The sequence below is a fragment of the Bradyrhizobium prioriisuperbiae genome (assembly GCF_032397745.1).
GTDB lineage: Bacteria > Pseudomonadota > Alphaproteobacteria > Rhizobiales > Xanthobacteraceae > Bradyrhizobium_A > Bradyrhizobium_A prioriisuperbiae.
Genome location: NZ_CP135921.1, coordinates 1,991,785 through 2,005,953 on the forward strand (window position 1 = coordinate 1,991,785; position 14,169 = coordinate 2,005,953).

8 protein-coding genes are annotated in these 14,169 nt (G+C 59.8%); 4 read left to right on the forward strand and 4 right to left on the reverse strand.

The window, feature by feature from the left end; translation table 11 throughout:
* The first annotated feature begins 151 nt into the window (after nt 1-151).
* From recF to RS897_RS09365, 4 genes are all read left to right on the forward strand, one after another.
* The gene (gene recF, locus RS897_RS09350) at nt 152-1,297 is read left to right on the forward strand and encodes a DNA replication/repair protein RecF (RefSeq protein ID WP_315836286.1); all 1,146 of its coding nucleotides are present in this window, start codon (nt 152-154) and stop codon (nt 1,295-1,297) included.
* Nucleotides 1,298-1,530: 233 nt separating this feature from the next.
* Complete coding sequence (gene gyrB / locus RS897_RS09355) at nt 1,531-3,984, forward strand: DNA topoisomerase (ATP-hydrolyzing) subunit B (protein ID WP_315836287.1); 2,454 nt, start codon at nt 1,531-1,533, stop codon at nt 3,982-3,984.
* 545 nt (nt 3,985-4,529) lie between these two features.
* Nucleotides 4,530-5,903: an esterase/lipase family protein gene (locus tag RS897_RS09360; RefSeq protein WP_315836288.1), complete on the forward strand. Its 1,374-nt coding sequence runs from the start codon at nt 4,530-4,532 to the stop codon at nt 5,901-5,903.
* Nucleotides 5,904-5,951: 48 nt separating this feature from the next.
* Entirely contained in the window at nt 5,952-7,757 is a 1,806-nt protein-coding gene (locus RS897_RS09365) for a CHAT domain-containing protein (RefSeq protein WP_315836289.1), read from the forward strand.
* Between the two features lie 7 nt (nt 7,758-7,764).
* Here RS897_RS09365 and RS897_RS09370 read toward each other — a convergent pair whose 3' ends face one another.
* From RS897_RS09370 to RS897_RS09380, 4 genes are all read right to left on the reverse strand, one after another.
* Entirely contained in the window at nt 7,765-10,311 is a 2,547-nt protein-coding gene (locus RS897_RS09370) for a S8 family peptidase (RefSeq protein WP_315836290.1), read from the reverse strand.
* A 38-nt stretch (nt 10,312-10,349) separates the two neighbouring features.
* Entirely contained in the window at nt 10,350-11,330 is a 981-nt protein-coding gene (locus RS897_RS09375; RefSeq protein ID WP_315836291.1) for an AAA family ATPase, read from the reverse strand.
* On the reverse strand, nt 11,327-11,674 hold the full coding sequence (locus RS897_RS42265; protein ID WP_407654458.1) for a helix-turn-helix domain-containing protein: 348 nt from the start codon (nt 11,672-11,674) through the stop codon (nt 11,327-11,329). Before RS897_RS42265 ends, RS897_RS09375 begins: the two co-directional genes overlap by 4 nt.
* Nucleotides 11,675-12,708: 1,034 nt before the next feature.
* Nucleotides 12,709-14,160, reverse strand: coding sequence for a trypsin-like serine peptidase (locus RS897_RS09380; RefSeq protein ID WP_315836292.1), 1,452 nt, complete (start codon nt 14,158-14,160; stop codon nt 12,709-12,711).
* Nucleotides 14,161-14,169: the final 9 nt, after the last annotated feature.

Sequence of the window (14,169 nt, forward strand, 5' to 3'; positions counted from 1 at the left end):
CCGTCATCCTGAGGTGGCCGTGCGCAGCGCGGCCCTCGAAGGACGACAGCCCGGGCCGTGCATCCTTCGAGGCTCGCCCTGTGGTGCGAGTGCACCACAAGGCTCGCACCTCAGGATGACGGGTCGGGAGGGGCGACAGCCAAAACAGCCCATGACCGCCTGCCACGTCCGCCGCCTCAGCCTGACCCAGTTCCGCAGTTATCGCGCGGCGAGCGTGACCACGCGCGGCGACCTGGTGGTGCTGGCGGGGCCGAACGGCGCCGGCAAGACCAATTGCTTGGAGGCGATCTCGTTTCTGTCTCCGGGACGCGGCCTGCGCCGCGCCACTCTCGAAGACGTCGCCGACAACCAGGGCAATGGCGCCTGGGCGGTGTCGGCGGAAGTTGAGGGCGCGCTCGGCCTTGCCACGCTGGGCACCGGGATCGAGGCGCCTGCTCCGGACGGCTCATCCACACCGCGACGCTGCCGCATCGACCGCGAACCGGTCGGCTCGGCCGCGGCCTTCGGCGACCATCTGCGCATGGTGTGGCTGACGCCGGCGATGGACGGATTGTTCATGGGCGCGGCCTCCGAGCGGCGTCGCTTTTTTGACCGGCTGGTGCTCGCGGTCGACAGCGGCCATACGGGGCGGGTGTCGGCGCTGGAACGATCGCTGCGCTCGCGCAACCGCCTGCTGGAGGAGCGCAATTACGACAGTCATTGGCTGGATGCGATCGAGCGGGAAACCGCCGAGCTCGCGGTCGCGGTCGCCGCCCTGCGCGGCGAAACGCTGACCCGGCTTGCGGCGATGCTGCGGACGCGGGGTGCGGTGTCGGCCTTCCCGTCGGCGCAGATCGCGCTCGACGGCTGGATCGAAAACGCACTGCGCGATGAGCCGGCCACGGCGGTCGAAGACCACTATCGCAAGCAGTTGCGCGACAACCGCGCCCGCGATGCCGCCGCCGGCCGCACGCTCGACGGCCCGCATCTGACCGACCTGCAGGTGGTCTACGCGCCCAAACAGATGCCGGCGAAGGACGCGTCCACCGGCGAGCAGAAGGCGCTGCTGATCGGCCTGGTGCTGGCGCACGCCACGCTGGTGTCGGAGATGACCGGCATCACGCCGCTGCTGCTGCTCGACGAGGTGGCGGCGCATCTTGATCCGCAGCGGCGCGCCGCGCTGTTCAAGGAGCTCTCCGATCTCGGCGCGCAGGTCTGGATGACCGGCGCCGACCCTTCGCAGTTTGTCGATGTCGGCCCCAGCGCCGACGTTTTTAATGTAGACGCCGGGCAGATCACGCGCCGTGAGGGAGCCTGAACGGCGGCATTCTTTCAGCCTCGAAACATTGCGTTAAAAACGGCTGAATCGACGCTTTTGCGAAGCCTTTCACGGGGCCTTTTCCGGCCTTGAAAAAGCGCTAAAAAATACCATTTATTCAAAGGCTTGAAGGACCCTGTTTAGTCCTGTACGCCCCCTTGAATTCATGGCATAAATGACGCTCTCAGCACGCATCTTGGCGAACTGATTCGCGGTCCCTCGAAGGCATCCATATGACCGAACCTGCTCGGCAACCCATCGCCGAACCTGCTCCTTCGTCCGCGCCCGAATACGGCGCCGAATCCATCAAGGTCCTGAAAGGTCTCGACGCCGTCCGCAAGCGTCCGGGCATGTACATCGGCGACACCGATGATGGCTCCGGCCTGCACCACATGGTGTATGAGGTCGTCGACAACGCGATCGACGAAGCGCTGGCGGGGCACGCCACGCAGGTTCGCGTCAGCCTGAATCCGGACGGATCGGTGACTGTCTACGACGACGGCCGCGGCATTCCCACCGACATTCACAAGGGCGAAGGCGTCTCCGCGGCCGAGGTCATCATGACCCAGCTGCACGCCGGCGGAAAGTTCGACAACGAAGGCAGCGGTGCCTACAAGGTCTCCGGCGGCCTGCACGGCGTCGGCGTATCCGTGGTCAATGCGCTGTCCACCAAGCTGCAGCTGCGCATCTGGCGCGCCGGCAAGGAACACTATGTCGAGTTCGCCCATGGCGACGTGGTGGCGCCGCTGGTGGTGGTCGGCGATGCCAACGGCAAGCGCGGCACCGAGGTGACGTTCTACCCGAGTCCCGAAACCTTCACCATGATCGAGTTCGACTTCGCCACGCTGGAACACCGGCTGCGCGAACTCGCTTTCCTCAATTCCGGCGTCTCCATCCTGCTGTCCGACATGCGCCACGCGGTCGAGAAGCGCGAGGAGATGCGTTACGACGGCGGCATCGAGGCGTTCGTCAAATACCTCGATCGCAACAAGAGCGCGATCATGCCCTCCCCGATCGTGATCCGCTCCGAGCACAACGGCATCGGTGTGGAAGCGGCACTGTGGTGGAACGACAGCTACCACGAGAACGTGCTCTGCTTCACCAACAACATCCCGCAGCGCGACGGGGGCACCCATTTGGCCGGCTTCCGCGGCGCGCTGACGCGCCAGATCACCGGCTACGCCGACACCAGCGGCATCTCCAAGAAGGAGAAATTCACCCTGACCGGCGACGATTGCCGCGAAGGCTTGACCGCCGTGCTGTCGGTGAAGGTGCCCGATCCGAAATTCTCGTCGCAGACCAAGGACAAGCTGGTCTCCTCCGAGGTCAAGCCGGTGGTCGAGAGCGTGGTCAATGAGATGCTGGCCGCATGGCTCGAGGAGCATCCCTCCGAGGCCAAGGGCGTGGTCGGCAAGGTGATCCAGGCTGCCGCCGCCCGCGAAGCCGCCCGCAAGGCGCGCGAACTCACGCGCAAGAATCCGCTCGGCGTGACGTCGCTGCCGGGCAAGCTCGCGGATTGCCAGGAGCGCGATCCGGCCAAGTCCGAACTGTTCATCGTCGAGGGCGATTCCGCAGGCGGTTCCGCCAAGCAGGGCCGCAACCGCGAATTCCAGGCGGTGCTGCCGCTGCGCGGCAAGATCCTCAATGTGGAGCGCGCCCGCTTTGACAAGATGCTGGGATCGGAGCAGGTCGGCACGCTGATCACCGCGCTCGGCACCGGCATCGGCCGCGAGGATTTCGACGTCGGCAAGCTGCGTTATCACAAGATCATCATCATGACGGACGCCGACGTCGACGGCGCACATATCCGCACGCTGTTGCTGACGTTCTTCTTCCGCCAGATGCCGCTCCTGATCGAGGGCGGCCATCTCTACATCGCGCAGCCGCCGCTCTACAAAGTCAACCGCGGCAAGTCCGAGCAGTATCTGAAGAACGAGGACGCGCTGGAAGAGTATCTGATCGACACCGGCCTCGACGACAGCGTGCTCAAGCTTTCGACCGGCGAGGAGCGCGCCGGCCAGGACCTGCTCGCTCTGGTGAAAGATGCGCGCGCGATCCGCAGCACGCTGCACGGCCTGCACAGCCGCTATAATCGCAGTGTGGTGGAACAGGCGGCGATCGCCGGCGTGCTGAACCCGGGCGTGACCCACGATCTCGCCACCGCAAATGCCGCCGCCGACTATATCGCCAAGCGTCTCGATGCGCTGGCCGACGAGGTCGAGCGTGGCTGGATCGGCAGTTATGTCGAAGGCGAGGGCTTCCATTTCGAGCGCACCGTGCGCGGCGTCAAGGACGTGGCCGTGATCGACTCAGCGCTGCTGGGCTCGGCGGATGCCCGCAAGCTCGACGAGTATGCTGCAACCCTGCAGGAGGCCTATCCGCGCCCCGGCCTGCTGCGCCGCAAGGACACTGAAACGGCGATCCACGGTCCGGTCAGTCTGTTTGAGGCGATAACCGACGCCGGCCGCAAAGGCGTGTCGCTGCAGCGCTACAAAGGCCTCGGCGAGATGAACCCGGAACAGTTGTGGGAAACCACCCTCGATACCAATGTGCGCTCGCTGCTGCAGGTGAAGGTCAAAGAAGTCGACGAAGCCGACGACATCTTCACCAAGCTGATGGGCGACGTGGTGGAACCGCGCCGCGATTTCATCCAGGACAACGCGCTGGCGGCGAGCGTGGACGTGTAGCTTTGGACATATCTGAAAGAAAGCATTTCATTGCGGAATGAAAGCAATTAGGCAGTCAGAGAAAGCAATTAGCACGTGAAGCTAAGCGCCGTTGCCGGCGCGGGACTTTGATGCTGGCAGCCGAGGGGCAAGAACTTCGCTCCAGTGCGAAGCCAGCGGAGCGCTGCCGAATCGATGGCAGCCCGGTGTGGCACCTAACCAGCATCTCGCAATCTTACTGGCGCCATCGCCAGTGCGCCTAGCCAGCCCTCCGGTCGGTCGGGGACGGATGCTACCTGACAATGTCGCGGTCTGCCGAAGTCTCCCCGACTAGACCGCAGTCCCGGCACTGTGCCCTCTCCCCCCATACACACGGCGCCCACCCAAGCTGGAGCGGGCATCCGGCTTCGTTCGGCCGATTGGAGAAATGACTCCGGCACGACCGGCCCGTCCTGCTTGCTGAGGATGTGATCGCAAATCACCAAAAGCTGGGATAAATGGTCGGGGCAGGGTGAGTCTCGCCACCCCGAATGACGAGTGTACCCCAAAATCGAGCCGGAGGACGCATGGCGTGGAAATACCCCGACATCGTGGTCGTGGTCCCAGGTCTGATCGGTACCGCGCTCTTGAAGGACGGGAGGCCGCTATGGGGAACTTCTCCTGGCGCATTGTGGGGCATCGTCGGGGGAAAGGCGCTAAAGGAGCTCTCCCTAACCGGGGCCGACAACGAAGACGAAGATCTCGGCGATGGGATCGTCGCGACGGCGCTGATTGACAATATCGAGGTTGTTCCAGGCCTTTGGAAGCAGTTCGGGTACTCGCGCCTAACCGCCAGTCTATCCAAGGGCGTCGGTCTGATCCCCGGGGAGAACTATTTCACTTTTCCGTACGACTGGCGTCGAAACAACCGGGTTTCGGCTCGCAAGCTTGCCGCCGTGGTGCCCCGATGGCTGGAAAACTGGCGCCGCAACAGCGGCAATGCGGGCGCGAAGGTGGTCTTTGTAGTGCATTCTATGGGCGGGCTAGTAGCTCGGTACTACGTCGAGTGCCTTGAGGGCTGGAAGACAACCAGGACGATCCTGAGCTTCGGTACGCCGTATAAGGGATCCGGTAACGCGCTTGGGTTCCTATGCAACGGGTTCACCTGGAAGATTGGCCCGATGAAGGCTTTCGACGGAACGGAAGCTTTGAGAACCTTCGACTCCGTTTACCAACTACTGCCGACCTATCCATTCGTAAAGGAGCCGGGCCCGGCGACGCTAAAACGTGTCGTCGAACTCGAACTGCCAAATCTAGATGCAGCACGGGCGAAGCGCGCACATTCGTTTCATGAAGAGATCCGGATCGCTCAGGAGCGTAACGCGCAGTCCGCTGAATACCATCAGGCGGGTCCCCGCGTACGCCCCGTGATCGGGACCGAGCAACCGACCGTGCAATCCGCGGCTTGGGACGGCAACAGCTTGACGCCGCTGATGGTGCGCGACGACGAGGATCATTCCGGAGACGGGACTGTGCCGCGCGTATCCGCACTCCCTCTGGAATTAGATTTTTCGAGCGCCACATACATTCCGAATACGCATTCAGCGCTACAGAGCGACGAAGCCGCGTTTGGACATATGCGGGGCGTGCTCACCGAGGCCGATGTGGATCCAAGAACCTATCGAGCCTCTTTGGGAGAAAGTTTCTCGCTTTACGTTGAAGACGCGTACCGCTCCGGGCAACCTGTTCACATCGAAGCGATGGCCAGCGACTATCTTCAGGCGATCGACGGAGTTGTCGAGCGCATTGATGAGCCGGCTGTGCAGACGAACATGAAACTGAGGCTGGCCGGCGATCACTATCGTGTGGATATGTCGCTCGAGCCGGGCGCATATCGCGTACGGTTGTTTGCTGACCGATTCCACACTGTGGAAGACGTTTTCCTTGTCGTCGCTGACTGATCATTGGAAGCCGAAACAATGGTTGTATCTCCAATATGGGCATGGTGGATGGCGCGCCACAAACCGATCCGCGCTAGAGAATTTCTTCGGAGCGACCAGACCACCGATTCGGATGACGAATGGCGCTACGCGGTCGAGAAACTCCACCGGCTTCAAGATCTAGTTTTCGAGATTATGGTGGAGCGCGCCGACGAGTTGATCGTGATCTCCGGCAATGTCGCATCTGAACAGGTCAAGCGTCTTATCGCGGAAATCCTGACCGACTATGACCCTAAGGCACAGCTGTCGAACGAGCTCGAGGTCACGGCACCATTCAGGTCGGCCGAGGACGACGACTTCACCATCGAGATGAAGGGCGGGCTAACGCTTGATGCCATCACGCCCGCTCCGATAATCTCCGTCGAGCGGTATCCGTCTTTCTCGAGCAACGAAAAGCCTGCAGTCGGGCGAAAGTTTCAGTTCGAAGTGGACTTGTCTACAATTCAGGGAGGTCGCGAGGCGATAAAGTTCGACCTCCCGTCGGATTGGCAGATGGTTGCTATTGACGTCGATGTGTATTCCGCTCAGCTCGTTATGGAAGAAAAAATGAAGAGGCGAAAGGTCGCCTTATTCGAAGATGGTCGCTCACTACCCGCTCGCTTCCAAGGCGAGGTGGTTGGCGTGACCGAGGAAGGCACAGTCGACGTGCTGGTAAAGTTCACTTGCGAGGGACGGGCCAGCGGGATGGCGCGGGTGTCATTTAAAGTCGAAGAAGGAAATGAAACCGAAGTCGCCGGATCGAGCCCGGCGCAGCTTGGCGTAGCCGCTATGAATGCCCAAGTTAGAGCCACTCCTCCTGACATGACGATCAGTATCTACAAAGCAGGTCCGCCGACGTCGTGGATCTGGATGGTCGATGCTCCGCACACTCAGAATCTCGGCGCGGCGCAGCGCCACGGAACTATCGATATGCCGGATCCGGAAGCATTCGCCACCGAACTCCTGAAACAGTGTCCAACGCTGACGAAGCCGCGTCATGCTAGTAGGCTTCGTGGCATCGGCGAGCAGATCTGGGCTCGCGCTCCTGAGATGTTTCGACTCCTGTACAAGGATATGCGTGAAAAGTTCGGGCCAAGGTTCTCTATCCAGATTATGACGGAGGAGCCTCACGTCCCGTGGGAGATGATGTTCCCTGACGGCCAGTCGGGCATTCAAAATCCTGACCATCTGTTTATGACTCACCCCATCTGCCGATGGAGCGCCACGTACGCACGAGACATGCGACCTCAAATAGAGTCCGGGTCGATTGCCAGCTTCGTACCTAATTATCCCGGCGGACAGGCGTTGCCTGCGGCGATCGCCGAGGGCCGATGGCTCGTCTCGTCCCTCGGCGCGAGAGCCATGGATCCCACCTGGGATAGCTTCACCAAATTCTGGACGACCGATCTTCCGAAGGAACGGGTGGCCGTTCTTCATTTCGCGGGCCACGGCGAGAATAAACCAGATCCCCGCATCCGGATGCTGGATGCATACGTATCCAGAGACGATGTCAACGGCGCCGTGAAATTGGGCAGCCGCGATGGAACGTTCGTGGTGCTCAACGCCTGCGAAGTGGGGACTGCCGATATGCGGCTGGGTCTGGCTTCAGGCTGGACCGAGAGACTAATCAAGCATTCTTTCGGAGGTGTGCTGGCGCCGCTGTGGAAGGTCGAGGACGACTGCGCATCGGAGGCTGTCAGGACTTATCTCGGGAAGTTCTGCCGTGGAATGCCCATGGGCATGGCCTTGCTGCAGGCCAGGAAGGCGCAGCGCGATCAGTCCGCCACACCCTACGCCTACATTTGCCACGGCGACGTCAACGCTACGATGCGTTGATGGCTCCCTAGACGAGGGCCTGGATCCTCTCGGCCAGTAGCTGGGGTGGCACCAGCCTCGCCGTCTCGGCGAAGAGGTCGTAACCCTTCGATGTCGGAGTTTCGACGGAAACGATCAGCGAGAAGCGCGCAGGCTTTTTGTAATTGAGCGTGCTCGCCATGTCGCCCCACCACCCGCGGACAGGGACAACGGAAATCCCATCGCGCTCGGCCAGTTGATAAGCTTTGCCTTCCCATTCGTCCTGAAGGATCGTCCCCATCGAACGCTGCGCGCCCAACCAGCCGTCATTGCTGCCGGCGCCCGACATGGATTCTTCCGCCAAGCTATTCATGCGACGTTGGGCTCTCGCGTCGTCTTCACCGAACCGCTTCACGTCGAACTTCAATCGGTAGGAGTGATATCGATCCATCCTGTCGCGGGTGACCGCGTGCGGATCTGGCTCGATAAAGTAGGACAGTGTGCAACGCATCCGAACGTCAACGCCGTTCAAACCCTTCAGTGTCGTTTTGGGCCACGGAAGTTTGAAATACTTCATCTCCCTAAGTCGGATCTCTTTTTCCTTGCCGTCCTTCAGCTTCCGTTCGTAGGGGTACAATTCGTCTTCGATGACCAAGGTCAGCGCGTTCGACGCGCTGTTGAACAGTCTGCTCTCGTCCGGGACGCCCCAACCGAACCTGTCAATGATCGAGCTCCAGCCTTTGTTGCCATTTTCGGCTTCGAAGCTCTTGGCCTGCTCAATCATGGCCAGCGTCCATCGGGCGGAATGGACCATCATTCCGCGTATCGTTTCCATTCGATACTTCGGGTATCGGGCTGCGAGTCGTGCTGCGAGCCCGGCCGCCAACGCTGTGGCCGCGCTCGTTTGCCCGGAAACATCGAGAGGCTGTTCCGGAACGTCGCGCGATGTGGTCAGGACGAAGTGCTTCGGCGAAGGACGACAGAAGACACCATCCTCGTCGACGATTAGATTGCCACCCTCCATCACGATGTCGGGTTTGCTCGGATGGGGTTTGTGCCATGAACTGGCGGTCCGTGATAACGGCATCAGATCTCCGGGAAGCGCGACGAGATCCCCGTCGCCTTTCCCTCTCTTGAGGCTGACCGCGCCTACGGCGAGCGCATTAGCTGCCTGGGCCGGAGATTGGATACCGAAACGGACGTTGCGGCTCTCATAGTCCGCGTATTGATATGGTCGGTTTCGCGAATGAGGCGCATTACCGACCGCCGCACAGAACAAACGAGTGGTGTCCCCGTCGTTATACGCGAGCTTATCCAGCACGGCGGAAGTGCTGGTGGGGCGACCGTCCTCGGACTCTCCGACTGCGGTCTGGGCCAGACAGAAAACGCGGCGCGCGGACTTTTTCTCGACAAGATCAATGGCGCGCTGCAGCGCATCGCGAGCAGGTACCGTCGCGGGCTGAGTTGGCGACGTCACTACGATCGACTCTAAGTTCGCCTCGAGAACGATCGGTCCCGGTTTCAGTATCGCAGCTTCGAGATCGCCATATAGCGCCAAGCCGGCCATCTTGGTGCCGTGGCCGGAGTGATCGTCGATCCCCCACTTCCCCTCCACCGTTCTGCAGTCGGCAGCGGCGAGCGATCCTCTGAGCAGGGGATTGTTGCGATTCACTCCAGTGTCGAGGATGGTAACCTTCGGGGCGGCCGGAGGCGCGCGTTCAATGCGGCGCGAAATCGCGTCGAGCGCGATTATGCGCTCGTCATCGGGCATGTTGAAGAAACCGGAAGCGAACGAAGACGCGCCTCGAAGTTCTATGACCGCGGCACTCTGCCGCACCAGCCGCTGTAACTCGAGAGGGGTTGCCACGACGCCGTGGATGACCGTCTCGATGAACTCCGTCGGCCTTCCGAAGAGCTCGACGCCCAGCTTCTTCGCCGCACTGAGAAAGTATGGCTGGAGCTGCAACTGCGTCCACACTTCCCATCGAGCCTTCTTGAGGCGGCTCGTCGGAAATTCCTCGACGTCGTCGGTCCAAAGATCGCGGAGAGTGGTCTCCCGGATGGTGGCGCCGCTCTCGAACAACCCAAAATTTTCGGGGCGGTTGACCTTGCGGGTGGTGTTAGAATCGGGATCTTTTTGGGGCTTTTGGCCGTATTCGGAGTATTCGTCGAGGTTCGACTTCAACCCCGCCAATCTGGTCTTGGTGACGAAGAACGTTGCCTGGTCTGGACCACCGTTACTGTCGTCTTCCGATTCCGCCGCGTCCGATCGCCGGACGTTCAGGATCTTCAGTCCCACTTTCGAGGAAGGCCTGCCCCTCCCGACCTTCAGTTCGACGTCCGGACGCCCCAATACGGTAAGCGGCATCCCTCTATGCTGGGCAGGAATTCCGGTATCGGCCTGTTCGCCAACGTAGTCCGCAAACTTTTCGGTCGCGATGTCGAGCTCAAGGCGGAGGCGGCGGCCATGGGCGGCACGATCATTTACCGGCTTGATGTCTTTTTCAGAACCGCCGCCGACCGCCCTGAAGCTCTTGGGCGCCGTTCCCAGTCCCCGAAGATGGATGTGCCGATAGCGCTTGTTGTCGTCAGCCATTTCCGCCCGGTCCAAACGGGCGTACGCCGATTCGCCCCTTAATTCGGCTGTATATTAGCCCGATCCTGCAACGCGCGAAACATTAGTTCCGTCGTCAGCACGCCTTGGTTGTCGAGAACCGCCTCGCGCGCCGCGTCTTCCGCGGCGGCGACAAGGTCCGCCTGGCTGAGCTTCGGGGCGACCTGATCAATCTTCGGCCAGTCCATCCGGGAAATGTCGAAAGCGAGCAGGTTATTGGCTATCACCCGTCGGGCCTCATCGATGCCCGGCTTCGCGTACACGAACGCGGAATGAAAGCGCCTGAAAAGGGCTGCGTCTAACAGCGACCGATGATTGGTCGCGGCAATGATGACGCTCCTGGATTGATCATCCTCTAAAAACTGCAGGAACGAATTCAACATGCGGCGCGCCTCGCCGATGTCGTTCTCCATGCTGCGGCTGGCCGCAAGCGCGTCGACTTCGTCAAAAAAATACACTGCGCGCGTAGCGTTCATGGCGTCGAAAATCAGTCGGAGCTTCGCTGCTGTCTCCCCCATATATTTCGTGATCACGCTGTCCAACATGATCGTAAACAGCGGCAGATTCAGCTCTTTCGCAAGAGCGGCTGCGGTCATGCCTTTGCCAGTCCCCGGAGGTCCAGAGAACAGAAACTTCCGGCTTGGCTTCAGTCCACGCTCCTCGAGTGCCCCGGCCGATTGATGCTCACGAACCAACCTCTCGATCCTACGGCGCAGATCGTCCGCCAGGACAACGTCCGACAGTTTTGTTTCCGGATACGACGCTCTGACTAGGTTGGCGAGCTCTCCTCGCGGAGTGACCAGCGGGATTGCTGCTGCAGCCTCGTTTCGCGCGGCATGATCCTTCGCCCGCGTAACGATGTCTCTGATCTCGCCTGCGACCTTGTTCTTCCCAGACTTATGGGCGTCGCTGGCGATGTGTTCCGCGATGGAAAAGAACTGCTGACTATCGCCGGCGGCGTGGCTCCGGATCATTGCTATGATCTGCTTGGAATTCGTCACGATTTCACCCCTCCAGCGCGCCGCACCAGGGCCTCCTTCAATATTCGCTCTGCCCTTGGAATTAGGTTAACGAATTTATGCAATAAACGCAAATCTTTTGCGGAAATCCCATCCACTGACAGGCCAGCAAGCCCGACAGAACCTCCCTCCGCATCCAACAGCCCGCAGATGCGCCCTCGCAAATCCGCCGAGAAACTGTCTGTTTCTAGCGATCTAGTGAGAGTGGAGGTAGCAACCCCCAACTGCTCAGCAACAGACGAATGGGTAAGCCCTGAGTCCTGGCGCCACCTGCGAAGGCACGCCGCTAACTCAGGATCCACACTACGCTTGGGTCGCCCAGCCATTTTGCATTTATTGCATAAAATACCCGACTGATCAACTCAGCGGGAAGGCGATTCGTTCCAAATGCGGCTGGAAGCGCCCTCGGCGCCGCGCAAACGCATCGAAACAGCACCGTATGTTCTTATTTTGTTCTATTATCGCAGAGATCCACTTCACCGCCAGTGCGGCGCCCGGCAATTGGTCGCTCTCATAAAACGAAACCACGCCGCTAGTGCGCTTGCAGCGACCAAAAGGCTGTGGTGGCGCTAGTGGCATTACACGTGGCAAATCGGGCGGCGCCAAGCCTCCGACACAGCAGCCGCAGAAGCAAGGCCCGCAGGTCGAGGGCATTGAATTGGCTAATCGGCCGTCGAACAACGGCCGGCGCTGAATCGCAGGCCACACCAATGCTATCTTCGGCCAACGCAGTTCGATCGAACTAACTCGCCAATCACGCGGCCACCGCGTGGTTTTTTTTGCAAACGAAGAACTGACTTTCGCGAACCGGAATGTAATTTGAGAGAGAGACGATGATACGAAAACTATTTCTGGTATTTCTTCAGGCTGCGGCAGCGGTTTCACCTGCTTTTGCCGGAATGCCAAACCCTCATGTCGAGCGATGGGCAGATCATCGACATATCGTCATAGGGTCCGATCTCGAGCCTCAGCACTATGCAACTGCGGAGATTTCTGCGCCGGACAGCAACAGCGTGATCACCGTCGTGATCACATGCGAAAACGGCGCAAGGGGATCCAGTTGGACCGGGTATTTTACGCTTCTCTTCCGTCAAGGAGAAAATGTGCTCGCTTCTACCGTAGAGCACTGCCAACTTAGCAGGGGTAGGTCCGAATATAGTCATAAAAAGTACAGCAGGATCGTAACAATCGATCTTTCGAAGATCATCTGTCGGGTCGATAACGTTCAAACGAGCATCACGGCTGCGCCTCTCGCAATCAAACCGCTACCGAACGACGAGCCTTTGTGCTCCGCCAGTGCAAGTCTGAACACCACGAGTCCGCAGTTCAATTCGGCGGATCGCGCCAGGCACCGCGCGTCTCACTCGCGGCGAGAGTCTCCATCATCGTGAGCGCGACCGGATGCTGGCACCAACCTGGAATTTCCTAGCACTTTCTTGCGAAACCGAGGCAGGAATGTTCGCAAAAGAGCTCCGATTTGGATCAAGACCGCCACGAGAGCAAAGCCTTGCAGAGCGAGCGGCTGAACAATAGGAAAGAACGTGACGGTAGTCCCATTCGTGTCTCCTCCGTAGTGATAGGCGTTGTCCCGATAGCCACCAGTCGCCGGAGGCCTCGGCTTCACCGTGGAATAGAGTCCTGCATCCGGATGCAGGCAAAGCGGAGTATCGCGCGGGATACAGCCCTTCAGCTCGTCCGCTCTAAATCCGAATTGCTCGGGGTAAATGTAAACCTTTCCTCGGTTGTAGAGCACATCAACGAAACGCGCTTCGATCACCAGAGGAATAAGCATGAAAAAAAGCAAGGTAAGCAAAGCAGATACCTTCGCCGCAAATGTCCCACGCTCGACAGGAATGGCGAGGAATCGAGGCACTCTCGACGTCCAATCATGAAGCTTGAAATCCTTTGCATGCATAAACCAGAGACAACTTACGGCCGTAGCAAGAACAGCGTAAACGTGCAGACCCAAGAATGGTGATAGGATATCTGGCTGACCTTCTATCGTACGGCGGTTAGCCAAGAAGAGATAGAACATGGATGCGAGCAGAACCGACGATAACGCAGTCCAAATGATATCGAACGAACGCGGCAATCGTCTCGTTTCTGTCGGAAGCTCCGGCCAAGCCTCCAGTAACCTCGCAGCCGGAATCATATATGCGATATCTTCGACAGCATTATTGTAGGCTGTCACCATTCCGATGGCGGCGTCGTGGAAGATATTCCATACGGCAGCGCCGCTGAATCCTCCTTTGATCAGATCCGCGTGCGCCGCGAATTTTGGAGTAACATCCCTCTTGATGTTCCTTACGTGCCGGCTCAGTTGGGCTTGCGAGCCCATCGTCGGACCGACGAAGTTGGTGCTAACGTAGTTGTGGCCAGCCTGTCCTCCCAGCGTTCCGAACACTGAGAGCTCGTCGCCGTCGAGCCGCGACCAGATCAAGCCAAAAACGGCGATACCCGCGCTGCTCGGCGCATCCACGTCAAGTTGAAGCACCGCCACGTCTGAAGCGGTTGAGTGGCCCACCTCGCACCACACAATAACGCGGGCCGGCACGATCGCCCCCGGGCCCGAGGATAGGGGAAAGACCACATTCACGGATCGAGTGGGTTTTTTGGTGTTGGTCTTTGCTTCTCCCAGAGCGACGTTTACAACGTGAGCACAGGTGATCACATGCCGTGGTGAGACGAGAGCACCCATACCCGCGTGTCTTGAGTTTTTGATCGACCCGCCCAAAGGATCTCGTTGATCCAACCGCGATGCGTCTTCGTTGACGAGAATCTTGGCGACACCGGCATCCTTACCAACTCTCATGTTTACTCC

Excerpts from the sequence above, each read along its gene's own strand:
- RS897_RS09360 (WP_315836288.1), top strand. The coding sequence starts at position 4,530 with ATGGCGTGGAAATACCCCGACATCGTGGTCGTGGTCCCAGGTCTGATC.
- RS897_RS42265 (WP_407654458.1), bottom strand. The coding sequence starts at position 11,674 with ATGGCTGGGCGACCCAAGCGTAGTGTGGATCCTGAGTTAGCGGCGTGC.
- RS897_RS09380 (WP_315836292.1), bottom strand. The coding sequence starts at position 14,160 with ATGAGAGTTGGTAAGGATGCCGGTGTCGCCAAGATTCTCGTCAACGAA.
- RS897_RS09365 (WP_315836289.1), top strand. The coding sequence starts at position 5,952 with ATGGCGCGCCACAAACCGATCCGCGCTAGAGAATTTCTTCGGAGCGAC.
- gyrB (WP_315836287.1), top strand. The coding sequence starts at position 1,531 with ATGACCGAACCTGCTCGGCAACCCATCGCCGAACCTGCTCCTTCGTCC.
- recF (WP_315836286.1), top strand. The coding sequence starts at position 152 with ATGACCGCCTGCCACGTCCGCCGCCTCAGCCTGACCCAGTTCCGCAGT.
- RS897_RS09370 (WP_315836290.1), bottom strand. The coding sequence starts at position 10,311 with ATGGCTGACGACAACAAGCGCTATCGGCACATCCATCTTCGGGGACTG.